The sequence below is a fragment of the Shouchella shacheensis genome (assembly GCF_001484965.1).
Taxonomy (GTDB): Bacteria; Bacillota; Bacilli; order Bacillales; family Bacillaceae_D; genus Shouchella; species Shouchella shacheensis.
Genome location: NZ_KQ947399.1, coordinates 19,363 through 44,642 on the forward strand (window position 1 = coordinate 19,363; position 25,280 = coordinate 44,642).

Here is a 25,280-nt window from a genome sequence, read left to right on the forward strand (position 1 = left end):
AGTGGAGGTGTCAGAAACATGAGCTTGATCATCGATCTTGAACAAAAAAACGATGTGTTGCTCGTTCGCTTAGAGGGCGAGTTGGATCATCACGCCGCAAAGAAACTGCGCGCCGATATTGAAGAAAGACTGGATGAGACGAAGCACATCGTTTTGAATCTAGCTGAACTGACATTTATGGACAGTTCTGGGCTTGGCGTCATTCTGGGCCGCTACAAACAGGTGAGGGCCCAAGGAGGGGAGATGGTCGTGTGTGCCATTTCACCGGCCGTGAAGCGATTGTTTGAGATGTCTGGTCTCTTCAAGATTATTCGCCTTGAAGAGAACGAAACGTTCGCACTGCAAAAATTGGGGGTGGCGTGAGAATGGAAAACAAAATGGATTTAGTCTTTTCGGCGATCAGTGAGAATGAGGCGTTTGCCAGAGTCACAGTAGGCGCGTTTTTGGCACAGCTTGATCCCACCATGGACGAGTTAACAGAAATCAAAACGGTCGTATCTGAAGCGGTCACGAACGCCATCATCCACGGCTATGACAACAACGCGGAAGGGATGGTCTATATTTCAGCAACGATGGTGGAGCGCGAAATTGAACTCATCATTCGCGATGAAGGGCTTGGCATTTCGGATTTGGAAGAAGCGAGACAGCCTCTCTATACAACGAAGCCAGAGCTCGAGCGTTCAGGCATGGGTTTTACCATTATGGAGAACTTCTGTGACAGTGTAAAAGTCATCTCGGAGCCGTTGATTGGAACGACCATCTATCTTAAAAAGCAGTTGTCTGTTACCAAGGCAATCTGCAGTTGAGGAGTTTTGCCTATGGACGTTGAGGTGAAACACACAAGCAGAAAAAAAGAAGCCCATTTCACGGACAACGAAGTAAAAGATCTGATCGCAAGAAGCCAGGAGGGGGATACAGAGGCGCGGGACGCGATTGTGAACCGCAATACTCGACTCGTCTGGTCCGTGGTGCAACGCTTCATGAACAGAGGGTATGAAGCGGATGATCTTTTTCAAATTGGCTGTATCGGCCTGATTAAATCGGTGGACAAATTTGACCTCTCCTACGACGTGAAGTTCTCCACCTATGCGGTACCGATGATTATTGGTGAAATTCAGCGTTTCTTGCGCGACGATGGCACGGTGAAAGTGAGTCGATCGATCAAGGAGCTTAGCAACAAGATTCGCAAGGCTAAAGATGAGCTGACCAAGTCTCTCAAACGAACGCCGACGGTGAATGAACTTGCCGAGTATTTGGGGGTGACGCCAGAGGAGGTTGTCTTTGCTGGAGACGCGAACCGAACGCTTTCCTCCATTCACGAGACCGTCTATGAAAACGATGGCGATCCGATTATGCTCCTTGATCAAATTGCGGATCACACCCAAGTGCGCTGGTTTGATAAAATTGCATTAAAAGAGGCCATTCGTGATTTGAATGAGCGAGAGCGGTTGATTGTTTACTTGCGGTATTACAAAGACCAAACCCAGTCAGAGGTGGCTACGCGCCTCGGCATCTCTCAAGTACAAGTATCTAGACTTGAGAAGAAAATACTTGAACAAATGAAAGAAGAAATGACGGACGATTAATGAGTAAGAAGCAAGCCTGCTTTGAGGAGAAGCAGGCTTGCTTCTTTTGTGTGAAAGGGGCTAAGGAAGAGGAATCTGAAGGATACGTAGGGTAGAACGGAACAGTACGAAACAGTGGACAGATCTAACAGGTGGAGTAGTAGGCCGGATAAACAAAAGCCTGAAGTGAAACCGAGGAAAGAATGATCCACCTGAGGATGCGGATACAGAAGGTGTATGAATAGTATAGACTAGGCATAAAGATTATGTCAAACGTTTTTTTGACAAAATGCACAAAAGTTCGTGCTTTTTTCCTATTGCGCTATTTTCGCGCTTGCACGAGTTCGACCTCCTTTCCTTTTCGCAAGGAAAGTGAATGAAGTTTTTGATTCTAGTCATACTACAACTAAGAAAACGTTCGAAAAGGGGGCTTGTATATGCTAGATAAAGCAAAGCAGGAACAGTACAAAAAGAACATCGCCCTGTATCTTCCCAAGCCCCATTTTCTCAAACACTCGGTTCTGGCCTTTGTTTCAGGCGGCCTTTTTTGTGTACTCGGCCAAGCCCTTCTGCGCCTTTATGAACAGCTTCTAAGCGTTAGTGAAATGGAGGCAACGGGTTATATGCTGGTTACGCTGATTGCTTGTGCGTCTCTTGCAACTGGAATGGGATGGTACAACAAATGGGCGCAGGAACTTGGGGCAGGACTGCTTGTGCCAATGACAGGGTTTGCGAACGCGATGACGAGCGCGGCTCTGGAGCATCGATCCGAAGGGCTTATTTCGGGCATCGGAGCGCAGATGCTTAAGCTTGTAGGTCCGATTATCGTTTTTGGGATTGTCTCTGCGTATGTGGTCAGTTTTTCGCGACTGATCATTCGCACGATTATTCAATAAACCTCGGAATAAAGAATGGACGGTCATTTAGTTAGATAAGAGAGGCGAGAACCATTGATGAAGCGTCTAGGAAGACAAACGTATGTATTCAAAAGTGGTGTCTATGTGGAGGCAACAGGCACAGCCGTCGGGCCGCGGGAAGGCGAGGGCCCCTTAAGGGAAAGTTTTGATTACGCCTTTTCCCGTATGGATTGTGGAGAAAAAAGCTGGGAGCAGGCGGAACGAACGCTGATGCAAAAGGCAATCGATACTTGTCTTGAAAAGAAATCCTTAACGCCGGATCGCGTCAATCTTTTGATAGCTGGCGACCTGTCCAATCAAACGGTCACGTCAAGCTTTGTGGCCCGTGATCTTGGCATTCCGTATTTGGGTTCGTATTCGGCCTGCGCGACCTCGATGGAATCGGTGGCGATCGCTTCGATCTTTATCGACGGAGGATTCACTAGACGAGTCATGGCTGCAGCAAGCAGTCACTACGGAGCGGCTGAGAAGCAGTTTCGCTACCCAACGGAGTTTGCGGTCCAAAAGCCTGACAGTGCACAAACCACGGTGACTGCTGCCGGGGCGATTCTACTCCATAATAAGAAAACAAAGATTCGTGTGTGTGAAGCGACCATCGGGGCTGTTCAGGACTTAGGCGTTGGCAACCCGCTCGATTTAGGGTCGGCAATGGCACCTGCGGCGGCGGAAACCACACTCGCTCATCTGGCGGAAACAAAGCGCTCGATTTCCGATTACGACCTCGTGGTGACAGGAGATCTTGCGCGTGTCGGGAGTGAGATTTTCAGGAAGCTGCTGCGAGAGAAAGGAATCGTAGTAACCCATACATACGAAGACTGCGGCGTGATGATTTACAACACGGACCCAAGCCTGTACGCCGGGGGAAGTGGGGCAGGCTGTTCTTCTGCCGTTGTGTTTGGACATGTGTTACAAGAAATTCAATCAGGGCGGCTTAAGCGTGTGCTCGTGGTCGCCACGGGGGCACTCCTGAGTCCGCTCATGATCCAGCAAAAGCAATCGATTCCCGCGATTGCTCATGCGGTGACGTTTGAAGCGGAGGATGCGTGATGGAATATGTCTGGGCGTTTCTTGTTGGAGGGACAATTTGTTTTGTCGGGCAAGTCCTACTCGATCAAGCCAAGCTCCCCCCGGTTCACATGCTTGTGGTCCTCGTGGTCATTGGCGTGATATTGGATGGCTTTCACTTGTATGAAAGGCTTGTTGCATTCGCCGGAGCGGGCGCAACCGTTCCGATTACCGGGCTTGGCTACTCGCTCATTCACGGCGCGATGAGCGAGGGAGCGCGCTTTGGGTTATTTGCCATCGGCGACGGAGTCTTTGAACTGGCTTCTACGGTGCTGACGTTCTCGGTCGTTTTTAGTTTTTTGACTGCACTCATTTTCAAGCCAAGAGGGTAGGAATGAACCATGAAACAGGTAATTTTCGTGACGGATGGCGATTTGGCCGCCCGTCATGCGATTGAACATATAGCCGAAGAGCTTGGCTGCTTTTGCATCAGTGCCTCAGCGGGCAACCCCTCGATGCTAACGGAGAAAGAACTCTGTTCGCTCGTCTTGCAAGCGCCCGATCGTCCTATCTTCGTCATGTTTGACGACTGTGGATATAGAGAGAACGGCCCAGGTGAAAAAGGGATGCGTGCCCTCGCTCACCATCCGGATATTCACGTGCTCGGGGCCGTCGCGGTCGCCTCCGCAACCCACGCCAAAGAGTGGGCGCATGTGGATGTATCGATCGACCGTTTCGGGGAGCTGACGGCGTACGGCGTGGACAAAGAAGGGCTTAGCGATATGGAGATTGGGCGTATTAATGGAGATACCGTCTATGTCTTGGATGAACTGGATCTTCCTATCGTGGTTGGCATTGGAGACATTGGCAAAATGGCTCGATTTGACGACATTAAAAGAGGGGCTCCGATCACCAAACAAGCGATTGAGTTAATATTTGAAAGGAGCGGGTATCGTGACAGATAAACAGGAGCATAAGCCTGAATTGTTTTCTTCCGATCTGAAGAAAAACGAAGCGCGACTCAAAGAACGGCTCGGTCTCGGCACGTCTTTTGACGTAGGCGTACGAAAGCTACATGTTTTGGATCGAGACGTCTACATTTACTATGTGACGGGTTTAGTTGATAACAACTATCTTATTGAAATTTTAAAAGAATTGATGGACCTGGAGGCGAGGGGCCGAAAGACAACACACGTCTTTTCTGCAGTTAAAAACCATCTCACCCATGTGCAAGTTGAAGAAACGGACTCGATGGACAACGCGATTACGCAAATGCTTTCAGGACTTGTCTTTATTCTCGTTGACGGGGAAGAAAAAGCATTCATTGTCGATGTTCGTGAATACCCTGGACGTTCTCCAGAAGAGCCAGACACGGAACGTGTGGTGCGTGGGGCTCGTGATGGGTATACGGAAAACATCATTTTGAACACAGGGATGACACGGCGGCGCATTCGAGATGAGCGATTGCGCATGGAGATTTTGCAAGTCGGGGTACGTTCGAAGTCCGACATTTGTCTTTGTTATCTTGACGGGGTGGTCGACCCGAAAATGATCAAGCTTGTGAAAAAAGAGCTGGACGGGATTGATATTGATGGATTGACCATGGCGGATAAAGTGGTTGAAGAATACATCGTGAAGCAAGGGGCCAATCCATTGCCACTGGTCCGTTACACAGAGAGGCCAGACGTCGCGGCAACGCATATCTTAGAAGGGCATGTGGTCATGATTGTCGATACGTCTCCTTCTGTCATTATTACGCCCACGACGCTCTTTCATCATGTACAGCATGCGGAGGAGTATCGCCAATCCGCTGCAGTAGGAAGCTTCCTCCGCTGGATGCGATTTGCTGGGATTCTCTTTTCGCTTATGATTGTTCCGTTTTGGTTATTGCTCGCTCAGAATCAAGAACTGCTTCCTCCAGCTCTTGATTTTGTTGGGGTGGAGGAGAATAATAATGTTCCAATCGCCGTGCAGGTTGTTCTCGCTGAAGCAGGCATTGAACTGCTCAGGATGGCCGCGATCCATACGCCTTCTCCGCTTGCCACAGCTCTTGGGCTTGTGGCGGCCCTACTCATTGGCGATATGGCGATTGAGGTGGGGTATTTTACGGCGGAGGTCATCCTTTACGTTGCACTAGGGGCGATTGGGATGTTTGCGACCCCAAGTTATGAGCTTAGCGTAGCGCTAAGGATCGGGCGTTATGTGCTAATTCTTGCTGTCGCCTTGTTTGGTCCGATGGGCTTCGTGCTTTCCATGTTTCTGTTTTTTATCGCGATGGTAGCGATGAAACCCTTCAGCAAACCGTATTTGTGGCCGTTCCTGCCCTTCGATCCACCGGCTCTCTATCAAATCATGTTCCGAACAGCGGTGCCTTCCGTTCGCTGGCGCCCAAGCATTGTTCACCCACAGGATAAAATCAAGCAAGCGCCAACCAAATAAGGGCGCAATGCGTATAGCCAAAAAGAGAGAACTTTGGTACACTGGGGTTAAAATCGTGAACGGGCAAAGTAGCTACTGTACACATCCCTGTAGCTACTTTTTGTCTAGCTCCGGCACCCACTCGCTCGAGGTTTCTTCAGACCGCCAGATCAAGCCAATGGCGGGCTTGATGCTGCCGTTCTTCCAGAACTTGTCGCTCGTGAGCAGGGCGCCTACGCTTTTCGGTATTGTCTAGTTCCGGTGGGTAAGAAAAAGGAGAGAACCACCTATGTATTTACACGGAACAAGCAAAATAAATGTAGCCAATCGCTTGGAAATTGGCGGCGTGGATACCACTGAATTGGCGGTTGAATACGGGACGCCACTTTTTGTCTATGATGTAGCGCTCATTCGCCAGCGGGCGGAGGGCTTTAAACAAGCTTTTGAAAACGAAGGCGTTGCTTACCAAGTGGCCTACGCTAGCAAGGCCTTCAGCTGTCTTGCCATGTACGAACTGGCCAGCGAACTGGATGTAAGCATTGACGTCGTTTCTGGGGGAGAGCTGTATACGGCCCTAGCGGCCGGCGTTGACCCTGGACGCATCCACTTTCATGGCAACAACAAAAGCCGCGATGAACTGCAAATGGCCATTGACGCTGACATCGGCTGCGTGGTTGTTGACAACTTTTACGAACTGAGGGAGCTGGAAGCTCTTTGTGCGGCACAGAGGAGAGGAATGGACATCTTGCTGCGCATCACGCCCGGGGTTGAGGCTCACACCCATGAGTTTATCTCCACGGGGCAGGAAGATTCCAAATTCGGCTTTGATCTTGAGAGCAACCAGGTAAGCGAAGCAATTCGACTCTCCATGGCGAGCGCCCACTTAACATTGCTCGGCATCCATAGCCACATCGGCTCGCAAATTTTTGAGACCGATGGCTTTGTCCTTGCTGTAGAAAAGGTATTTGAACATCTTGGGCAGTGGCGGGCAGAAGAAGGGTTTGTTCCTTCGGTGCTAAACTTCGGAGGCGGCTTTGGCATCCGGTATGTCGAAGGGGACACGCCACTTCCTCCGAGTGCCTATGTTTCAAAGTTGGTTCAAACGGTAAAAACACTCACGCAGCAGCAAGGCATCGATGTACCGGAGATCTGGATAGAGCCAGGCCGCTCTCTCGTCGGTGATGCGGGTACAACGCTGTATACGATTGGGTCAACGAAAGATATCCCGAATGTGCGCCGTTACCTGTCCGTTGATGGCGGCATGAGTGATAACCTCCGTCCGGCTTTATATGATGCCAAATACGAAGGCGTGCTTGCCAATCGCGCGAGTGAGCCAACCACGGAAGTCTACTCAGTCGCTGGGAAGTGCTGTGAAAGCGGCGATATGCTCGTGTGGGATTTGCCGCTCCCCGAAGTGCAGCACGAAGATGTGCTTGCCATGTTCTGTACGGGCGCCTATGGGTATTCCATGGCCAATAATTACAACCGCATCCCGCGTCCGGCCGTCGTTTTTGTGGAAAACGGCAAGTCTCAGCTCGTTGTGAAGCGAGAAACGTATGAGGATCTTGTCCGATTGGATGTGCCGTTGAAAGAGAAAGTAGAGCTGTGAAAGAGGAGCCGCACCATGTGAAGATGGTGCGGTTTTTTCAATACCTTTCCCTAATAAAAATGCAGTGGGAGGTAAAATAAGGAATAAGTTCGGACCAAGTACATACGTTGTGAATGGGGTTAAAATTTAAAAGTAGGTTAGGTGATTCGATGGATAAATCATCATCCAACAATAAAAAATCGGGCGTAGAAAATGCTAAAAATCGGCAGCTGAATAAGTATCGTGTATCAAACACAGGAAAACCATTAACGACCAATCAAGGGAGAAAAATATCAAACGATACGGATCAGTTAAAAGCCGGTGAGCGCGGTCCTGCCGCGCGTCAAGACTATGACTATTTTGAAAAAATGACACGCTTTGTTCATGAAGAGATACCGGAACGAGTGGTTCATGCAAGAGGGTACGCAGCCCATGGGGAATTTGAATGTTATGAGTCGATGAAACAGTTTACAAAAGCAGGATTTTTGCAGGAAGCCGGAAAAAAGACGCCTTTATTTGTACGGTTCTCTACCGTACAAGGGAGCAGAGGGTCCAAGGATACCGCAAGGGATTTACGCTGCTGGGGCACAAAGTTTTATACGGAGGAAGGAAATTACGATCTTACAATGCTTAGTATGCCTGTAAAAGAAAATCAAGATCCGATGCAGTTTCCTGATTTGATGCATGCATACTTCCCAAATCCACGTACTGGTTATCCTACAGCTTCCGGTGCCCATGATACTTTCTGGGACTATATTGCGAACAATCCGGATTCACTTCATATGATCATGTGGGTCATGTCGGATCGAGGCATTGTCAGAAGCTATCGGATGATGGAATCGTTTTCGGTTAATACGTACCTCTTTGTCAATGAACAAGAGAAAGCCACCTTTGTGAGGTTTACGTGGAAACCTGTCCTTGGCACCCATTCCCTGACAATGGATGAGGCACAGAAAATCGGCGGCATCGATCCAGACTACCACCGTAGGGATTTGCGGGAGGCGATTGATCGCGGGGCTTATGTGGAATATGAACTAGGCGTCCAGTTGATACCGGAAGAAGATGAATTCAACTACGATTTCGACGTCATCGATTCTTCTAAATTTTGGCCGGAAGAAGTCGTCCCTGTTCACATGATCGGTAAGATGACTTTAAACAGAAATGTTGATAATGAATTTGCAGAATCGGAACAAGTCGCCTTTAATCCTGCAAATGTCGTTCCGGGTATTGATTTTTCCAATGATCCCGTCCTACAGGGCAGGTTGATTGCTTATCAAAGCGCACAATATTATCGACTTGGAGCAAATTTCCAACACCTACCAATTAATCAACCGATTTGCCCGGTCTTTAATAATATTCGACGAGGCCAAATGAGGGAACGCATCGATGTTGATGAGGTAAGCTATCATAGAAATTCGCTGGCAAATAACACACCACATGAGACGCCTCCAGAAGAAGGTGGCTATAAACATTATCCAAAATGGGTGGAAGGACACCTTACTCGAAAACGGAGCGACACGTTCAAGGATTACTTTTCGCAACCGAGAATCTTTTGGAATAGTTTAAGTTCCGTTGAAAAGCAGCACATGATTGAAGCATTCAGCTATCAGGTTGGAAGCGTAAACAGCAAGTCTGTTCGTCAGCAAGTTGTTGACTTACTTGTCAACGTTGATCAAGAGTTGGCATGTATCGTAGCTGATAACATTGGTGTCAATCGTCCAAGTGGAACCCATGTTAACGTTTCCACAAGTTACCCTTCTCTGAGCCAAGCGAATACGCCCAATTACGCTTATACGCAGAAAGTAGGGGTACTGATTGGCGATGGTTTTGATGGTGACGAGGTCATCAGCGTTCTTAACTACCTTCAACAAAATGGCGTTTTTATCGACATCGTCAGTGATCAACTTGGGACGGTCACAGGAGCGAATGGCACAACCCTTGAAGCCAATAAGACCTTTCTCACATCAAGTCCTTACCTGTTAGATTCGCTCTATGTTGTTGGAGGCCATAGCAAAAATGAAGCCTTGTTTATCTCCGAGATTATGAACTATATCGATGTCGCATACAAACACTACAAACCAATTGGTGTGGCCACAACGGCCCAGTCTTATTTTCAGCATGCCTCACCCGGCGTGATTGTTGCTGCAAACCATCCTGACTTCGGCAATGAATTTGTCTCTGCCATCGCTCAGAAGCGCTTTTGGAATCGAACATGAATGGAAAGGTCGATTCCTCTTACTACTAACCCGGTGGCCACCGGGTTTTGTTTTGGGCACGTTTCTTTTTAAGCTTCCATGGGAATATTCTAATCTCAACAAGCCATGCATACGTATCTAAATAGGGACAGCAAATTCTTACGTAAAGATGGGTGATGACATGGAAAATAAACCATCGTCAAAAAACAAGAAACCGGTGGACGGAACGAGCAAACAGGAGCAACTCGATCAGCATCGTGTGCAAAATACCGGAAAGCCACTGACGACCAAACAAGGAGTCAAAATTTCCAATGATGAGCAAGTTTTAAAAGCCGGTGAACGCGGTCCTTCATTACAAGAAGATTTTCACTTTCAAGAGAAGATGGCACAGTTTGCTCGTGAAGAGATTCCGGAACGAGTGGTCCATGCAAGAGGATACGGCGCCCATGGGGTATTCGAATGTTATGAGTCGATGAGTCATCTGACAAAAGCGGGGTTTTTGCAGGAACCTGGAAAAAAGACCCCGGTGTTTGTCCGATTTTCCACCGTACAAGGCGATAAAGGATCGTATGATACGGCTAGGGATATCCGCTGCTGGGGCACAAAGTTTTATACGGAGGAAGGGAATTACGACCTTACATCGCTCTCATTCCCTGCATTCGCTGTGCAGGACGTGATGAAGTTTGTCGATATCATGCATGCGTATCAACCCGAACCTCGTACGGACATTCCTACTGCCGCTGGCGCACACGACAATTTTTGGGATTTTGTAGCCAGTAATCAGGAAACGGCTCATATGGTTCTGTGGGTGATGTCGGATCGGGGGATTCTAAGAAGTTATCGGATGTTCGAATCGTGGGCGATTAATACGTATCTATTTGTCAACGAGCAGGGAAAAGCCACCTTTGTCCGGTTTGTGTGGAAACCTGTACTCGGTGCCCATTCATTCCTTCAAGATGAGGCTTTGGCATTAGGCGGGCTCGATCCGGATTTCCACCGGCGGGATCTCAAGGAAGCCATTGACCGCGGTGCTTATCCTGAATATGAATTAGGCGTCCAGCTGGTAGCAATGGAGGATGAATTTAACTTCGACTTTGATGTTCTCGATCCTTCCAAGTTTTGGCCGGAAGAAGTGATCCCTGTTCACTGCATTGGTAAACTGACATTAAATAAAAATGTCGATAATCATTTTGCAGAAACAGAACAATCGGCCTTTAACCCTGCAAATGTCGTTCCTGGCATTGACTTTTCCAATGATCCCGTCCTGCAGGGCAGGTTGTTTGTGTATAAAGATACCCAACATCATCGACTTGGCAGCGCCAATTATGAGGAACTCCCCATTAATCGGCCCATCTGCCCTTTTCATAATAACCAGCGACGCGGGGCTATGAGACATCGAATTGATGTGGATCAAGTAAGCTATCATAAAAATTCGCTCGCAGGAAACACCCCATACACCACACCACCGCAAGAAGGCGGCTACGCTCATTACCCTAGAAAAGTGGAAGGCTATGTCACACGAGGCCGAAGCGAATCGTTCAACGATTTCTTTTCTCAAGCAAGGATCTTTTGGAATAGCATGACACCCGTTGAAAAGCAGCACATTATCGAAGCGTTCAGCTATCAGCTTGGAAATGTACAAAGTGCATCTGTTCGTCAGCAAGTCGTTGATATGTACGTGAACGTTGACAAGGAGATGGCATCCATCATTGCAGATAATGTCGGTGTCGATCGTCCAAGTGGGTCCCATGTTCCCGTTTCCACAAGTTACCCTTCTCTGAGCCAGGCCAATCAACCAACATACGCCTACACGCAAAAAGTCGGTGTACTGATTGGTGACGGATTCAATCGCGATGAGGTAACAAGTGTTCTCAATACCCTAAAACAACAGGGGGTTTTTGTAGAAGTCGTGAGTGACCAGCTTGGCACTGTCACAGGTTCCGATGGTACAGAAATCAAAGTGGATCAATCATTTCTTACATCAAGTCCTTTTATGCTTGATGCCCTTTATGTGGTTGGCGGGCATTCTAACAATGAAGTGAAATTCAATCAAGATCTCACGATGTTCATAAGGGAAGCGTACGAACACTACAAACCAATTGGCGTGGCAACAACGGCACAATCGTATTTTCAACATGCTTCGCCTGGCGTTGTCTTTGCGGCAGATAATCCTACCTTCGCAGATGAATTTGTCGCTGCGATCGGTCAGCATCGCTTTTGGGATAGAAGGTAAGGTGGGTATGTTATCTCGAAGCCGATCATAACGGTACATGAATAGAAAGGCTGAATTCAGGGTTGCCTGCGTTGGGTGTGATCAGTGCTGCGCGAACTGGAAATGAGGGAAGGCAAAAGCATTACGAGAGCAATAATCATAAGAAATGACGAAGGCTGTCAAGACATAATCGTTTCACGGGAACCCGTGCCATCTCAGAGAAGGTGACATCAAACCAATTCTCAAATTAATGGGGGAATAATCCCCCAACATCCCCTCCGTCATTCAAAAAAACGGACCCATAATTCCTAAAACTGGAATTGAAGGGTCCGTTTTTTTGTTTGTAATTTCTCTAGTTGAAAAAATGATGGTTTTTCAATGGGCTCAGTTCGCTTTGCAGAGTGTTCCACCTTCAGACTAATAACCCTATGTTCTCATTTAGAGTATAACGAGACATGGACGTTAATCTAAAATAGAAAGCTGCTGAGACCCTTCAGGCAGCTTATTAAACTAAGCAATGGGCTAATGATACATGCCACCACGATTGCTTTCATCTTTCTCTATTGCATCGTTAACTTTTTCAATGGCTTCATGCACCATCTCATCAGCAATCATCACTATGTCCGTATCGTAATTTTCTTTTGTTGGGACATCAAATTGAAGTTTTTCTGCATAAGGTGCTGGCCTATTCATCATAAAAGCCGAGGTCACTTCACAATAGACTTCACGAGCTTTTTTAGCGCTTAACTTACCTGTAACAATATCATTCATTAAGTTAAGAGCAAGAATATTGGCTGCTTCCATATCACATCGAGAAGATACTTCTCCTCTTGTCCTTTCAACGATTACGCTGCCATCAAATTTTGCAAGCTCGCTAAACATTTCTGGTGGTACTGAATAGTTAATATAATTTTCGATCACATCAGTATGCGGTTGTGGGAAATCATGTGGAATTTCATCCCGGTAAACAATCGTCCGTTTCCACGGGCCATTGTTATACCAAATTAATCTGCTGGAAATCGCTTCGTTTGGTGGACCGTATTGTTCAATTGTAAGATTAGCTGCTTTCTTGGACATGGCATTCCAATCATTAGTAATCGCTTGAACGTTGTCCATATCCACCACAGTATCAGTCGTTTTCTCAGCGCCACCCACAGTCTGTACCTTTAGGTCGCTTGCCATTGAAATCCCAACCGTTTTCAATTTTTCTTCTTGTTCCATAGCATGCCTCCTCATAGCGTTTACGTTTAAGATTTACTTAACGACTAAAATTAAACGTAAAATAAACTTCCAACCATAGGATCAATAATTTTCACCATTTCATCCCATACTACGTTTTGGGGTGAATAACATGTACAAAATGTTGTCGCATAATGATTTGGATGGGGTCGCGTGCGGGATTTTGGCGAAACTCGATTTTGGGAACAGGTGAAGGTGCGGTACAATTCTGTTTCAAGTCTCGATTGTGAAGTTGAATGGTTTTTGGGAAACGACAACAAGAATACATTTTTGTTTATTACCGATTTGTACGTAAATGAAGAGAATGAAAAAAGACTAAAAAGACTTGAGACCTTTTATCATCCATGGGAAATGTCCAGTTGCTTTATCACCATAAGTCTGCCATGCATCTGAATGATTATGAATGGGGCACGTCGTTGTTGAGAATGAGGAAGGGAAGTTAGCTTCAGCGACGTCCTTATTTCTTGAATACCTTGTCACTCAGCAACAACTAAAGCCATCAGGGGGCAGTAGCCGAGTTTGTAGAGCTCGTGAGACAGTACGATACATGGGAGTGGGAAAAAAACGACAACGATCAAGCCAGGAGGCTCAACGCTCTCTTTTTTCTAGTTTTGATTGACGAATTTGAGGAAAAAATGCTCCATCGGTTGAAAACAAGCGACCACTTCCAATTTGATGAGTTTGAAACGAAATTACTGGATATGGAAGAAGTTAAGAAAGAGCGCTACATCCGTCGAAAAAGGCGAGAACTCGTTCAGACTCAAGTAGGTGACCATTTTGCGAGTATCGTTTATGCGGAGTCCTATCACTCCGAGCTTGGAAATGAACTCGGAAAAGACTACTCGCATCTTGATTATATCGCGATATTAAATATGGGAGGAAAACGAGTAGGGTTCCGAACGGTTCACGATCATATTGATGTGTCTGAAGTGGCCGGTCGTTTCGGTGGAGGCGGGCATGCAAAAGCATCCGGCTGTTCTTTAACCGAGGAAGCATACAAGCAGTTTGTCGCGGAAACGTTCCACCTGAAACCTCTACATGAAGATGCGAAGAGAAACAGGTATAATTTGAAACTCCTCATTCGGCTCCCTGTATACAAATCAAAAAGAAGATCGCTTTCTTCTTTACCCGGTCAACGATTGTGATTGGGTCATTGAACAAAATAAAACAAAAATGGATAAGACCTTTACAAGTTTTCTTGAAGGGGAAAATTTCTTAAAAAGGTATGATGCAGCCTGGCTTGTAAGAGATGATATATTTGTCAGCTATTTAATGGATGAGGTAAGAAGCAGAAAGCAAATTGAATAGACGGGAAGGGGGAAAGGTGTAGCGGAATTTTGTGAATGTCAGAAAAAGGAGATACTCGTACCAGAGTGATCATTCTGGTACGAGTTTTTTCGTTCATTTGAATAATAAAATGAACATTTGATTATCATATTGACATATTCCTGATTGGAGCATAAACTAATATTCAATTGATCGTTTGAATGAGGTGGGTGTAATGAAAGCAGTTAAAGAAAATAAAGATGCCTGTGAAATTTTTTGTTATGACGAGGAAAAGGTAAATCGGATTTCCGCTCTTGTTAGCGAGGAACATTTTGTCCCCGTTGCGGATCTATTTAAAGCGTTATCCGATGAGACTCGTTTAAAAATTGCTTATTCATTGCTGCAAGAAAACGAACTATGTGTCTGTGATGTAGCCAATATTATCGGATCAACAACCGCGACCGCCTCTCATCATTTACGGCATTTGCGTAATCTTGGCATCGCCAAAAGCCGTAAAGAAGGAAAGCTTGTGTTTTACTCTTTAGATGATGACCACGTGCGGCAACTTGTGACGACGGCCGTCGTTCATAGCAGGGAGGTACAAAGTCGTGTCGAGCGAGAATGACAAACACGTGTACCGGATAGAAGGCTTTACATGCGCCCATTGTGCAGGAACGTTTGAAAAGAACGTTAAAAACCTAGAGGGAGTAGTGGATGCAAAAGTAAACTTCGGCGCCTCAAAAGTAACCGTTCACGGAAATACTTCCATCGAAGACCTTGAAAAAGCAGGGGCCTTTGAAAATTTAAAAGTACGACCAGAAAAAGAAAAATCAAAAGACAACACTCAAGAAAAAGTCCCTTTTCTGCAAAAACATATGACCATTATGGGCGCACTTCTTTTTCTAGCGTTTGGGTTGCTGTCACAATTTATCAATGGCGAAGAGAACCTTGTAACCGTTTTAGCCTTTGCTTCCTCAATGGCGATAGGGGGATACTCTCTCTTTAAAGTTGGTTTGATGAATTTAATTCGCCTCCAATTTGATATGAAAACCCTCATGACCGTGGCGGTGATCGGGGCAGCCATCATTGGCGAGTGGACGGAAGGGGCGATTGTAGTCATTCTTTTTGCTATTAGTGAAGCGCTCGAACGCTTTTCGATGGACCAGGCCAGGCAGTCCATTCGTTCACTCATGGATATTGCCCCGAGCGAAGCGCTGATAAAAAGAAATGGGCAAGAAATGACGGTTCGTGTGGATGATATTGAGATCGGCGATATCATGATTGTTAAGCCGGGGCAAAAACTCGCCATGGACGGGGTGGTGGTAAATGGGAACTCTTCGATTAATCAAGCGGCCATCACAGGGGAATCGATTCCTGTAGAAAAACATGTCGATGACGAAGTTTTTGCTGGAACACTAAACGAAGAAGGTTTACTGGAAGTTCGCGTGACCAAACACGTCGAGGACACAACGATTTCGAAAGTCATCCAATTAGTAGAAGACGCACAAGCCGAACGGGCACCTTCACAGGCTTTTGTGGACCGTTTTGCGAAATATTATACACCGGCCATTATCGTAGTGGCAGCGTTAGTAGCTGTTCTTCCCCCGCTACTGGCAGGAGCCTCTTGGGAAACATGGATTTACCAAGGTCTTGCTGTTCTCGTGGTAGGTTGTCCCTGTGCGCTTGTCATCTCTACCCCCGTTTCCATCATCACCGCAATTGGAAATGCTGCGAAGAATGGTGTGTTAATCAAGGGAGGCGTTTATCTAGAGGAGGCAGGGACCTTAAAAGCGATTGCCTTCGATAAAACAGGAACATTGACCAAAGGAGTTCCGGTTGTCACTGACTTTTCTGTACTAAACGATACGGATGAACAAGGACTACTCTCCATCGTTACAGCCTTAGAATCGCGTTCTCAGCACCCATTAGCTTCTGCTATTGTTCAGAAAGCAGAGCAAGAAAAAGCACCATACAAAGCCATAGAGGTTACTGACTTTTCCTCGATAACCGGGAAAGGCATTAAGGGGGTTATTAACGACACCACCTATTACATCGGAAGCCCGAAGCTTTTTGAAGAATGGTTAGCAGGGGGCCTCCCTGTCGAAGCATCAGGAAAGGTTCAAACCCTTCAACAACAAGGGAAGACGGCGATGATGGTGGGTACAAATCAAGCTGTTCTAGCGGTTATTGCGGTTGCAGATGAAGTGAGGAGTTCGAGTAAGGAAGTGATCTCTAAATTACACGATATGGGGATTGAAAACACCATTATGTTAACGGGGGATAACAAGGAAACCGCTCGCGCCATTGGGGATCAAATCGGCGTAACGAAGGTTCAAGCAGAGTTAATGCCGGAGGATAAACTGACCTCCATCAAAGAAGCTAGAGAGAAATTTGGGAAAGTAGCCATGATTGGGGACGGCGTGAATGATGCCCCTGCTCTTGCCGCTTCGACCGTTGGCATCGCTATGGGAGGAGCTGGCACAGACACCGCTCTCGAAACGGCCGACGTCGCGTTGATGGGAGATGATTTAAAAAAACTTCCGTATACCGTTAAATTGAGCCGTCGAGCCCTGACGATTATTAAACAAAACATTAGCTTCTCATTAGGAATTAAAATAGCCGCTCTCTTACTCGTCGTTCCAGGATGGTTAACGCTTTGGATTGCCATACTTGCGGATGTCGGGGCAACCCTCCTTGTGACTGCGAATGGTCTGCGGTTGTTGCGAGTGAAAGAGTGAATAGACAGTGAGCGTTCAAACAAGTGGGGGATTTCCCGCTTGTTTCTTTTTGTTATCTCCAGACGATTAGAAAACGGAACGAAAAGAAGGAGATTGGTAACAGAACAGCAAAGGAAGGAAAAACAGAAGCGAAGCCAAAAGAATTTTCAACAACAATATTGACAGAATCGGAGAAGAATCGTACCCTAATGTTAACCTTATTATAGTATTAGTTTACGTATAGACGAGGAGATTAACAAGAATGCAAGGGGAAACGGACGATCGTGTTCCCCTCCTTACGTTCAAGGGTCGAAAAAATGGCATCGATCGTATGAATGTGACGTCGCGAATCAATCAAATGGAGGTAGGAAAATGAATCAATGGATGGGACTTGCTGAGCGAGTACTAGATGGTGTGGAAGTCACAAATCAAGAGGCATGTTCGATTTTAGAATGTCCAGATGAAGATGTTTTAGTACTCATGCATGCTGCTTTTCAAATTAGAAAGCACTACTATGGAAAAAAAGTAAAACTGAACATGATTATGAATGCGAAATCGGGACTATGTCCTGAAAACTGCGGCTATTGTTCTCAATCTGCCATTTCAAAAGCATCCATTGACTCCTACCGATTTATAAGCAAGGACTCCCTTGTAGAAGGTGCGAGACGTGCGTATGAGTTAAATATAGGGACGTACTGTATCGTTGCTAGCGGGAGAGGACCATCAAAGAGAGAAGTGGATCAAGTCGTTGATGCTGTAAAAGAAATTAAAGACCAATATGGGTTGAAAATTTGTGCATGTCTTGGGCTGTTAAAGCCTGAGCAAGCGGAGCGGCTAAAAGAAGCCGGAGTCCATCGATATAATCATAATCTCAATACATCCAAGAGCCACCACCCAACCATTACAACTTCACATACGTATGACGACAGAGTCCATACGGTGGAAGTGGCGAAAGGAGCTGGGATGTCTCCATGTTCGGGTGTCATTGTAGGGATGAAAGAAACAAAGCAAGACGTGGTCGATATGGCCAACAGTTTAAAGCTCCTTGATGCTGATTCAATTCCGGTTAATTTTCTACATGCTATAGATGGGACTCCCCTCGAAGGAGTAGACGAACTCAATCCTCTTTACTGCTTGAAAGTTCTGGCGTTATTTCGGTTTATCAATCCAGCAAAAGAAATTCGAATTTCGGGCGGGCGAGAAGTTAACCTTCGTTCACTGCAGCCATTAGGGTTATATGCAGCCAATTCCATCTTCGTTGGCGATTACCTCACAACGGCAGGGCAAGAAGAGACGAACGATCACAAAATGTTGCTTGACCTAGGGTTTGAAGTTGAGTCGGTAGAAGAAATGAAGGCTAGCTTGGCAGGCAGTTAAGAACCGTACAATGTTATTTTTTAACAAATGGAACCAAAAAGTCTCCCCCACTTTAGCAGTAGCTAGTGGGGGAGTTGAACTGAACGCTTTTGAAAAAGCTATCACACCATTCCGATTCTATTCTGCTGATTAGCCGTTATTTCAGAATTCTTCCCCCCATACGGCGACGCTCTCACCACAACGATTTTGGAATCAAGAAGTTTGCCTTCCCTCTTTCCATCATTGGCGGAATGGCACGCGTCCTTTTGCTTGGATAAGCAGGTCTCTCGTTATGATCCCTTCTCGCAGTCCGGCATCATATAGCGCCGTTCTTTCACTGCTTTTGCGATGACCGTGGTGTCTTTCGTGTCATTTTTGTCGGTGGGCCGCACAGCACAAGAAAAATACTCTAAATTCTACCAATAGTGACCGGTCTGTTCGACACCACGATCACTTTGGTTTTTTGTGCTTCTCTTGATGTAAATGGAGTACATGTAAATTGAAATGACCAGTTAATAGCGGTTTTGTGAATAGATGAATTGAACGGTTTACATACTCTTAACATTTTATCCAATGGGGATTTACATGAAGTATTTATCCTGTTACTGAACGGACATCAACTAAGGGGGATTACAAATGCGTGATCTAGTGAAAAAGATTCTTCCGATTGCAACGGCTTCAGTTGTGTTAGCGGCTTGTGGCGGAGGAAGTGAAGATAGTCAAGCTGAGGGTGGGGAAAGTGAAGATAGTCAGGCCGGGGGCGAAGAACAACTCTCTGGTCAAGTATCCATTGATGGATCATCGACTGTATTTCCAATCATTGAAGCTGTTTCGGAAGAGTTTATAGCTGAACAGCCAGATATTCAAGCCCCTGTGGGTGTGTCCGGCACTGGCGGTGGGATGAATCGATTTGTAGCAGGAGAAACCGATTTGAGTAATGCATCAAGGGAAATGCTAGAAGAGGAAAAGCAAGAAGCCGAGGAAAACGGCGTTGAATTTATTGAGCTAGAGCTGGCCTACGATGGATTGTCTGTCGTCGTTAATCCTGAAAACGACTGGGTTGACTATTTAACCGTAGAGGAACTCCAGAAGATATGGACAGATGAGGACGTTGAAACTTGGGCAGACATTAGAGATGAGTGGCCTGAGGAAGAAATTGAGTTTTTTAGCCCAGGGACTGATTCTGGAACGTATGATTACTGGTCAGAAGTCATCCTTGAAGATTCAAACATGCGAAGAGATGCTCAACTCTCAGAGGATGACAACGTCCTTGTAAACGGGGTGGCAGGTAGCAGAAATGGGTTTGGCTACTTCGGCTATGCTTATTATATTGAGAATACAGACAAGCTCAAAATTGTTCCAATAGAAGGAGAGAATGGTGTTGTAGAGCCGACAGAAGAAACGATCAACTCGGGAGAATATGCACCATTGTCTAGGCCTGTCTATACGTACGTTAATACAGAGTCTTTGCAAAGACCTGAAGTACTTGCTTATGTAAACTATTTAAACGAAGTAGTTGGAGAGCTAGCTCTTGAAGTTGGGTATATTAATTCTCCAGCGGAATCTTATGAAAGCAACCAAGAGAAAATAGATGAGGCGACAAATAATTAGTAGAAATTATAGGAAAGAACCGACCGGTTCTTTCCTATAAACATGTTACAGCTAGGGGGAAGCATGATGAATGATCTTGAACGAAGCTCGGTTCGAGATTTGATTGATAAGAAAAAGAAAAAGAAGCGTGGGATTAGTCAAATTGCGGAAAAGGGAATGCCAGCTTTCTTTTTGTTGTGCGCAGTTGTCTCGATCCTTACAACTTTCGGAATCATTTTCACTCTTGTATTTGAGACCGGCCAATTCTTTAGCCAAGTTTCCATTATTGAGTTCATTACTAGCGCTGAATGGTACCCAATGCACAATGACCCTAGTTTTGGGATTCGTCCATTAATCGTGGGGACTTTAACAATTGCAGTTATTGCCATGTGTATAGCCATTCCGATCGGTCTCGCTTCCGCCATCTATTTAAGCGAATATGCATCAGAAAGAAGTAGAAAAATTATTAAACCGATACTTGAGGTCTTAGCAGGGGTACCAACCATCGTGTACGGGTTCTTTGCCCTAACATTCGTTACGCCTATACTTCAAGAAATCATACCCGGTCTAGCAATATATAACGCGTTAAGCCCTGGAATCGTTGTGGGGATAATGATTATCCCAATGATCGCTTCATTGTCCGAAGATGCAATGAGTGCTGTTCCAAACTCAATGCGTGAAGGGGCATTTGCAATGGGAGCGACAAAGTTTGAAGTTGCCATAAAAGTAGTTCTTCCTGCTGCCTTATCTGGGGTTGTTGCCTCTTTTGTACTCGCAATTTCAAGAGCGATAGGAGAAACAATGATTGTCACAGTTGCAGGTGGATCCAATCCGACGTCTACGATTGATATCACGAATGCAGTCCAAACGATGACAGCGTATATAGTACAGATCAGTCTTGGAGATGCTGGATACGCGACAACAGAGTATTACAGTATTTATGCAGTGGGGATGACACTATTCTTGTTTACACTGCTCATGAACTTGACTGCTTATGTCATTTCTCGCCGATTTCGGGAGGTGTACTAAGACATGAATCATGAAAAAGCGGTGAAAAAAATAAAAACCCGAGCGATTAAAAACAGAGCAATGAATTCTTTGTTCATTGGCGCAACAAGCTTCGGTCTAATCGTATTGGCCATTTTATTGTTTAGGATTATTGCTGATGGCATTGGTTATATAAATTGGGACTTTCTCAACAGTTTTGCTTCAAGAAGAGCCGAGGAGTCAGGTATTAAAGCGGCAATTATTGGCTCAATATGGATTATGTGTGTGACGGCTCCTTTGGCATTTGTCCTTGGGGTTGGCACGGCAGTATACCTAGAGGAATACGCCAAAAAAGGAAAGTTCACAAGCTTTGTCCAAATGAACATTTCCAACCTTGCAGGAGTTCCATCAATTGTATTTGGTCTGCTAGGGCTAACGATATTCGTTCGTGAGATGGCCTTAGGAAGAAGTATTCTCGCAGGTGGCATGACAATGGCGTTGCTGATTTTGCCAATAATCGTTGTTGCTTCCCAAGAGGCTATTCGTTCCGTCCCTAGTGACCTAAGAGAAGCTTCTTTTGCAATGGGCGCAAGCAAGTGGCAAACGACTCTAAGAATTGTTTTGCCTTCAGCAATGCCCGGTATCATTACTGGTAACATTCTTGCCCTATCAAGAGCGATTGGCGAAACCGCCCCACTAATTGTCATTGGTGCATTGACGTACGTTGCTTTTCTGCCAGAAGGGATTTTCTCGCAATTCACGACTATGCCCATTCAAATCTTTAATTGGACTAGTAGGCCGCAAGAAGAATTTCAATACGTTGCAGCTGCAGGCATCTTAGTACTACTTATTATGTTAATCTCTATGAACACTGTTGCAGTACTAATTCGGAATAAGTTTTCCAATCGTCATTAAGGGAGTGAGCAAAATGGAAAAAGTGGTAGAGGAAGTACGTGAAACGGTGAATTCGAATACAAGACCAAGCGTAAAGGATACATCATCCGTGTATAACGTCAAAGATCTAAACCTTTGGTACGGGGATAACCATGCTTTAAAAAGTGTTGATATGAACATTCCCGAGAAGACGGTTACAGCCATTATTGGACCATCTGGCTGTGGAAAGTCCACCTTTCTAAAAACACTTAATCGTATGGTTGAAATGACGCCGATAGTTCGAACCACTGGCGATATTCACTACCGGGAGCAGAATATCTTTGATACGAAATATAAAGTCGAAGAATTACGCACTCGGGTAGGGATGGTTTTTCAAAAACCGAACCCTTTTTCTAAGTCGATATTTGAAAATGTGGCTTATGGACCGAGAATTCACGGGATTAAAGACAAGAAAACGCTTGAACAGATTGTGGAAAAAAGTTTAAAAGGGGCAGCGATCTGGGAGGAAGTTAAAGACCGGTTGCACGACAATGCCTATGGTTTGTCAGGAGGACAACAACAAAGAATTTGTATAGCCAGATGTCTCGCCATTGAGCCTGATGTTATCCTAATGGATGAGCCTACTTCCGCATTGGATCCCATATCTACTCTAAAAGTAGAGGAGCTCATCCAAGATCTGAAGCAGAAATACAGCATTATTATCGTCACTCACAATATGCAACAGGCGGCGAGAGTCTCTGATTTTACTGCATTTTTCTTACATGGTGAGCTGATTGAAATGGATAAAACGGATAAACTATTCTCTACCCCTTTAGATAGCAGAACAGATGATTATATTACTGGGCGTTTTGGATAAGGAGGTATATACGATGAGAGAAAATTTCCACCTTCAGTTAGATTCCCTAAAAGAAGACGTTCACACCATTTCCCAAATGACCATCAAAGCACACCAAAAAGCAAATCGGTGTCTGACTGAACACAATAATGTATTGGGAAATGAAGTTATCCGTGAAGATAAAACAATTAATCAAAAAGAAGAAACAATTAATGAAAAGGCAATCCTATTAATAACGAGGGAACAACCAATTGCCTCGGATTTAAGAAGAATTATCGTTGCTTTAAAAGTCTCGAATGATATCGAAAGGATTGCGGACTATGCAGTGAATATTGCCAAAACTGCCCAACGTTATAACTACGATTCATTTAATGATGTGTTACTGCCAATTAGCAAAATGAATGGTGTTGTTCGCGAGATGCTTGAAAACACGATGGAGGCCTATGTAAAAGAAGATGTTAATCGCGCTTTAGAGAGCGCGCAAAAAGACAATGATATTGATCAATTATACAGACAGTCAGTTGGCAAGTTAATGCGCGTTTCGGCTATGAACCAAAACGATTCTGAGGGGATCATGCAGCTATTATTAGTTTGTAAGTATCTTGAGAGAGCAGGAGACCACATCACAAATATTGCAGAGAATATTTTGTACTTGGTCAACGGAACGAAAATGGATTTAAATGATTAAGCTAAGAACCACTTCATTTGGAGTGGTTCTCTTCAATTATTAACATGTATCCTTTGCCTCTATAAGAAGCAATTGAGATATCTGTGACATTATTACTAGTAAGCTTTTTTCTTATATTGTATATATAGGCATCAATCGCTCGGTCATTATCACTATTAGTATCCGTCGTTTTGTTCCATATAGTGTTGATTTGAGGGCGGCTTACGATCTCATTGCGGTGTTTTTGTAATATGTTAAGCAACTGAAATTCACGAACGGTAAAGAAGATTTGTTGTCCTTTATAAAAAACGTTATATTCGTCTAGGTACATCGATAAGTCTCCAAAGGAGACAACATGATTACTTGTATCACTACTAGTTGAAGGTGAACAAACGCAATGGTAAATGCGAATAACACGTTTTATTCGTGAGACAAGTTCCCTTTTATTTTCGTTAGTAAGAATTAAAAACTCATCTGCGCCTGCTTCAATAAACAGCACAGCATGAATATCATCGTATAAATTTGAAACAATGACTAAGGGGATCGTAGGGAAATGACGTTTTATTTTTTGGATAGAGTTTACCTCGTTATGACCTAAAATCTCTGGTGTTGCAAGAATGCAATCAATGTCATTCCTATTCCTTTCGAATAAGTGCTGGAAAGTATGTGCGATGTTTATTGAAAATAGAGGGTTCGAAAGTTGTTCAGTGGTCTTAGAGTTTATCGAAGAGTCATCACTAAGAAGGATAATGGTATACATATTGACGGCTCCTTCCTCTCTGTATATAACACAACAACAATGTAATAAAATATGTATATAAAGTACCATTTATATAACGAGGTGTCAATATACAGGCACATCATTTACTAGACAGAATAAGTTATATTAAACATAATTATTGACTTATATAAAAGGCAGGTAATATAATGAGTGTGAAGGAGATGATACTAGTGGTAGCTACAGCAAATCTAACTTCAGCGGAGGTTGCTCAGTGTTTAAAAGTACTCAGTGACCCTACACGGCTGTTGATTTTGAAACTTGTACAAAAAAAAGAATACTGTGTATGTCAATTTGTAGAGATGTTCGAAATTAGTCAACCGGCGGTTAGTCAACACATTCGGAAGTTGAAGCAAACAGAGTTATTAAAAGAAGTAAGAAGAGGACAGTGGAGATTTTACTCTCTTGATCCTTCATCTAAGCACTATCAGGTCGTTGTGGATGTACTTAATTACATTGATGGTGATGATGAGCAACTAAAAGAGTTATTGATGAAAGAAACACCTGTAATTTGTAATTAAGGGGGGACCTTGTTGACTTCAGTCATTTTGGCATCGACGATTTTTGTCTTAACACTTGTCCTTGTCATCTGGCAGCCTAGAAATTTAAACATCGGCTGGTCAGCATGCGGAGGAGCTATCCTTGCCTTGCTTCTAGGTGTCGTTAATTTTGCAGACGTTATAGAAGTCACAGGCATTGTGTGGAACGCAACATTAACGTTTATCGCGGTCATTATAATATCGCTTATCTTGGACGAAATTGGTTTCTTTGAATGGTCCGCTCTACATATGACAAGAGCAGCCAAAGGGAACGCAGTCCTCATGTTTGTCTATGTATGTGTGTTAGGTTCGATTGTCGCCGCATTCTTTGCAAATGACGGGGCAGCTTTGATTTTAACACCCATCGTTCTGGCAATGGTTCGTTCATTGAATTTTGATGAAAAAATGGTTTTTCCGTTTATTATTGCCAGTGGGTTTATTGCAGACACCACATCACTGCCTTTGATTGTTAGTAACTTGGTGAATATTGTTTCTGCTGATTTCTTTGGCAT

General features: G+C 44.8%; 23 protein-coding genes and 1 pseudogene. 22 read left to right on the top strand and 2 right to left on the bottom strand.

The genetic code is table 11. The annotated features are described in order from the left end of the window. Positions 1 to 18 precede the first annotated feature (18 nt). The 11 genes from spoIIAA to AVZ68_RS05740 all read left to right on the top strand — a co-directional run bounded on the left by spoIIAA (position 19) and on the right by AVZ68_RS05740 (position 11,921). On the top strand, positions 19 to 363 hold the full coding sequence (gene spoIIAA / locus AVZ68_RS05690; protein WP_059103576.1) for an anti-sigma F factor antagonist: 345 nt from the start codon (positions 19 to 21) through the stop codon (positions 361 to 363). Between the two features lie 2 nt (positions 364 to 365). Continuing rightward, positions 366 to 806, top strand: a complete 441-nt coding sequence (spoIIAB, locus tag AVZ68_RS05695; protein WP_059103577.1) for an anti-sigma F factor — start codon at positions 366 to 368, stop codon at positions 804 to 806. Positions 807 to 818: 12 nt separating this feature from the next. Continuing rightward, on the top strand, positions 819 to 1,586 hold the full coding sequence (gene sigF, locus AVZ68_RS05700) for an RNA polymerase sporulation sigma factor SigF (protein ID WP_059103578.1): 768 nt from the start codon (positions 819 to 821) through the stop codon (positions 1,584 to 1,586). A 416-nt stretch (positions 1,587 to 2,002) separates the two neighbouring features. Further along, entirely contained in the window at positions 2,003 to 2,461 is a 459-nt protein-coding gene (spoVAC, locus tag AVZ68_RS05705) for a stage V sporulation protein AC (protein WP_059103579.1), read from the top strand. Between the two features lie 57 nt (positions 2,462 to 2,518). Continuing rightward, positions 2,519 to 3,529: a stage V sporulation protein AD gene (gene spoVAD, locus AVZ68_RS05710; RefSeq protein WP_059103580.1), complete on the top strand. Its 1,011-nt coding sequence runs from the start codon at positions 2,519 to 2,521 to the stop codon at positions 3,527 to 3,529. Then, positions 3,529 to 3,879 (top strand): stage V sporulation protein AE, encoded by a 351-nt coding sequence (spoVAE, locus tag AVZ68_RS05715; protein ID WP_059103581.1) that lies wholly within the window; start codon positions 3,529 to 3,531, stop codon positions 3,877 to 3,879. The genes spoVAD and spoVAE overlap by 1 nt, the downstream gene beginning before the upstream one ends. Before the next feature lie 9 nt (positions 3,880 to 3,888). Further along, entirely contained in the window at positions 3,889 to 4,452 is a 564-nt protein-coding gene (spoVAEA, locus tag AVZ68_RS05720; protein WP_059103582.1) for a stage V sporulation protein SpoVABEA, read from the top strand. Then, entirely contained in the window at positions 4,442 to 5,926 is a 1,485-nt protein-coding gene (locus tag AVZ68_RS05725) for a spore germination protein (RefSeq protein WP_059103583.1), read from the top strand. Before spoVAEA ends, AVZ68_RS05725 begins: the two co-directional genes overlap by 11 nt. Positions 5,927 to 6,194: 268 nt before the next feature. Then, positions 6,195 to 7,514, top strand: coding sequence for a diaminopimelate decarboxylase (lysA, locus tag AVZ68_RS05730; RefSeq protein WP_059103584.1), 1,320 nt, complete (start codon positions 6,195 to 6,197; stop codon positions 7,512 to 7,514). Positions 7,515 to 7,663: 149 nt separating this feature from the next. Further along, complete coding sequence (locus AVZ68_RS05735; RefSeq protein WP_059103585.1) at positions 7,664 to 9,709, top strand: catalase; 2,046 nt, start codon at positions 7,664 to 7,666, stop codon at positions 9,707 to 9,709. A 160-nt stretch (positions 9,710 to 9,869) separates the two neighbouring features. Next, a complete protein-coding gene (locus AVZ68_RS05740) occupies positions 9,870 to 11,921 on the top strand; it encodes a catalase (RefSeq protein ID WP_059103586.1) in 2,052 nt (683 codons plus the stop codon). 501 nt (positions 11,922 to 12,422) lie between these two features. Here the strand turns inward: AVZ68_RS05740 and AVZ68_RS05745 are convergent. Continuing rightward, complete coding sequence (locus tag AVZ68_RS05745) at positions 12,423 to 13,121, bottom strand: hypothetical protein (protein WP_180316675.1); 699 nt, start codon at positions 13,119 to 13,121, stop codon at positions 12,423 to 12,425. Between the two features lie 130 nt (positions 13,122 to 13,251). On the opposite strand from AVZ68_RS05745, the pseudogene AVZ68_RS05750 reads away from it, so the two are divergent. From AVZ68_RS05750 to phoU, 9 genes and pseudogenes are all read left to right on the top strand, one after another. Continuing rightward, positions 13,252 to 14,447, top strand: a pseudogene (locus AVZ68_RS05750) (DHH family phosphoesterase). A gap of 193 nt (positions 14,448 to 14,640) precedes the next feature. Next, a complete protein-coding gene (locus tag AVZ68_RS05755) occupies positions 14,641 to 15,030 on the top strand; it encodes an ArsR/SmtB family transcription factor (protein ID WP_059103587.1) in 390 nt (129 codons plus the stop codon). Beyond that, complete coding sequence (locus tag AVZ68_RS05760) at positions 15,014 to 17,143, top strand: heavy metal translocating P-type ATPase (protein WP_157404589.1); 2,130 nt, start codon at positions 15,014 to 15,016, stop codon at positions 17,141 to 17,143. The genes AVZ68_RS05755 and AVZ68_RS05760 overlap by 17 nt, the downstream gene beginning before the upstream one ends. A 351-nt stretch (positions 17,144 to 17,494) precedes the next feature. Further along, entirely contained in the window at positions 17,495 to 18,499 is a 1,005-nt protein-coding gene (gene bioB / locus AVZ68_RS05770) for a biotin synthase BioB (protein WP_059103590.1), read from the top strand. 615 nt (positions 18,500 to 19,114) lie between these two features. Next, a complete protein-coding gene (locus AVZ68_RS05775; protein ID WP_059103591.1) occupies positions 19,115 to 20,089 on the top strand; it encodes a PstS family phosphate ABC transporter substrate-binding protein in 975 nt (324 codons plus the stop codon). 66 nt (positions 20,090 to 20,155) lie between these two features. Then, positions 20,156 to 21,097: a phosphate ABC transporter permease subunit PstC gene (gene pstC / locus AVZ68_RS05780; RefSeq protein WP_437182677.1), complete on the top strand. Its 942-nt coding sequence runs from the start codon at positions 20,156 to 20,158 to the stop codon at positions 21,095 to 21,097. 60 nt (positions 21,098 to 21,157) lie between these two features. Then, positions 21,158 to 21,970 (top strand): phosphate ABC transporter permease PstA, encoded by an 813-nt coding sequence (gene pstA / locus AVZ68_RS05785; RefSeq protein WP_437182678.1) that lies wholly within the window; start codon positions 21,158 to 21,160, stop codon positions 21,968 to 21,970. Beyond that, on the top strand, positions 21,966 to 22,805 hold the full coding sequence (gene pstB / locus AVZ68_RS05790; RefSeq protein ID WP_437182679.1) for a phosphate ABC transporter ATP-binding protein PstB: 840 nt from the start codon (positions 21,966 to 21,968) through the stop codon (positions 22,803 to 22,805). Before pstA ends, pstB begins: the two co-directional genes overlap by 5 nt. Positions 22,806 to 22,818: 13 nt before the next feature. Beyond that, positions 22,819 to 23,472: a phosphate signaling complex protein PhoU gene (phoU, locus tag AVZ68_RS05795; protein WP_059103594.1), complete on the top strand. Its 654-nt coding sequence runs from the start codon at positions 22,819 to 22,821 to the stop codon at positions 23,470 to 23,472. A gap of 13 nt (positions 23,473 to 23,485) precedes the next feature. Here the strand turns inward: phoU and AVZ68_RS05800 are convergent, their stop codons facing one another. After that, a complete protein-coding gene (locus AVZ68_RS05800) occupies positions 23,486 to 24,211 on the bottom strand; it encodes a response regulator transcription factor (protein ID WP_059103595.1) in 726 nt (241 codons plus the stop codon). A 182-nt stretch (positions 24,212 to 24,393) separates the two neighbouring features. On the opposite strand from AVZ68_RS05800, the gene AVZ68_RS05805 reads away from it, so the two are divergent. Together AVZ68_RS05805 and AVZ68_RS05810 are read left to right on the top strand one after the other, a co-directional pair. Beyond that, entirely contained in the window at positions 24,394 to 24,750 is a 357-nt protein-coding gene (locus AVZ68_RS05805) for an ArsR/SmtB family transcription factor (protein ID WP_059103598.1), read from the top strand. A gap of 12 nt (positions 24,751 to 24,762) precedes the next feature. Beyond that, positions 24,763 to 25,280, top strand: a 518-nt coding sequence (locus AVZ68_RS05810) for an ArsB/NhaD family transporter (RefSeq protein ID WP_180316676.1), incomplete at its 3' end; no start/stop codon positions are given.

Bases quoted from the DNA above. Each gene is read 5' to 3' on its own strand.
- spoIIAA (WP_059103576.1), top strand. From the start codon at position 19: ATGAGCTTGATCATCGATCTTGAACAAAAAAACGATGTGTTGCTCGTT.
- spoIIAB (WP_059103577.1), top strand. From the start codon at position 366: ATGGAAAACAAAATGGATTTAGTCTTTTCGGCGATCAGTGAGAATGAG.
- sigF (WP_059103578.1), top strand. From the start codon at position 819: ATGGACGTTGAGGTGAAACACACAAGCAGAAAAAAAGAAGCCCATTTC.
- spoVAC (WP_059103579.1), top strand. From the start codon at position 2,003: ATGCTAGATAAAGCAAAGCAGGAACAGTACAAAAAGAACATCGCCCTG.
- spoVAD (WP_059103580.1), top strand. From the start codon at position 2,519: ATGAAGCGTCTAGGAAGACAAACGTATGTATTCAAAAGTGGTGTCTAT.
- spoVAE (WP_059103581.1), top strand. From the start codon at position 3,529: ATGGAATATGTCTGGGCGTTTCTTGTTGGAGGGACAATTTGTTTTGTC.
- spoVAEA (WP_059103582.1), top strand. From the start codon at position 3,889: ATGAAACAGGTAATTTTCGTGACGGATGGCGATTTGGCCGCCCGTCAT.
- lysA (WP_059103584.1), top strand. From the start codon at position 6,195: ATGTATTTACACGGAACAAGCAAAATAAATGTAGCCAATCGCTTGGAA.
- AVZ68_RS05735 (WP_059103585.1), top strand. From the start codon at position 7,664: ATGGATAAATCATCATCCAACAATAAAAAATCGGGCGTAGAAAATGCT.
- AVZ68_RS05740 (WP_059103586.1), top strand. From the start codon at position 9,870: ATGGAAAATAAACCATCGTCAAAAAACAAGAAACCGGTGGACGGAACG.
- AVZ68_RS05745 (WP_180316675.1), bottom strand. From the start codon at position 13,121: ATGGAACAAGAAGAAAAATTGAAAACGGTTGGGATTTCAATGGCAAGC.
- AVZ68_RS05755 (WP_059103587.1), top strand. From the start codon at position 14,641: ATGAAAGCAGTTAAAGAAAATAAAGATGCCTGTGAAATTTTTTGTTAT.
- bioB (WP_059103590.1), top strand. From the start codon at position 17,495: ATGAATCAATGGATGGGACTTGCTGAGCGAGTACTAGATGGTGTGGAA.
- AVZ68_RS05775 (WP_059103591.1), top strand. From the start codon at position 19,115: ATGCGTGATCTAGTGAAAAAGATTCTTCCGATTGCAACGGCTTCAGTT.
- pstC (WP_437182677.1), top strand. From the start codon at position 20,156: ATGAATGATCTTGAACGAAGCTCGGTTCGAGATTTGATTGATAAGAAA.
- pstA (WP_437182678.1), top strand. From the start codon at position 21,158: ATGAATTCTTTGTTCATTGGCGCAACAAGCTTCGGTCTAATCGTATTG.
- phoU (WP_059103594.1), top strand. From the start codon at position 22,819: ATGAGAGAAAATTTCCACCTTCAGTTAGATTCCCTAAAAGAAGACGTT.
- AVZ68_RS05800 (WP_059103595.1), bottom strand. From the start codon at position 24,211: ATGTATACCATTATCCTTCTTAGTGATGACTCTTCGATAAACTCTAAG.
- AVZ68_RS05805 (WP_059103598.1), top strand. From the start codon at position 24,394: ATGATACTAGTGGTAGCTACAGCAAATCTAACTTCAGCGGAGGTTGCT.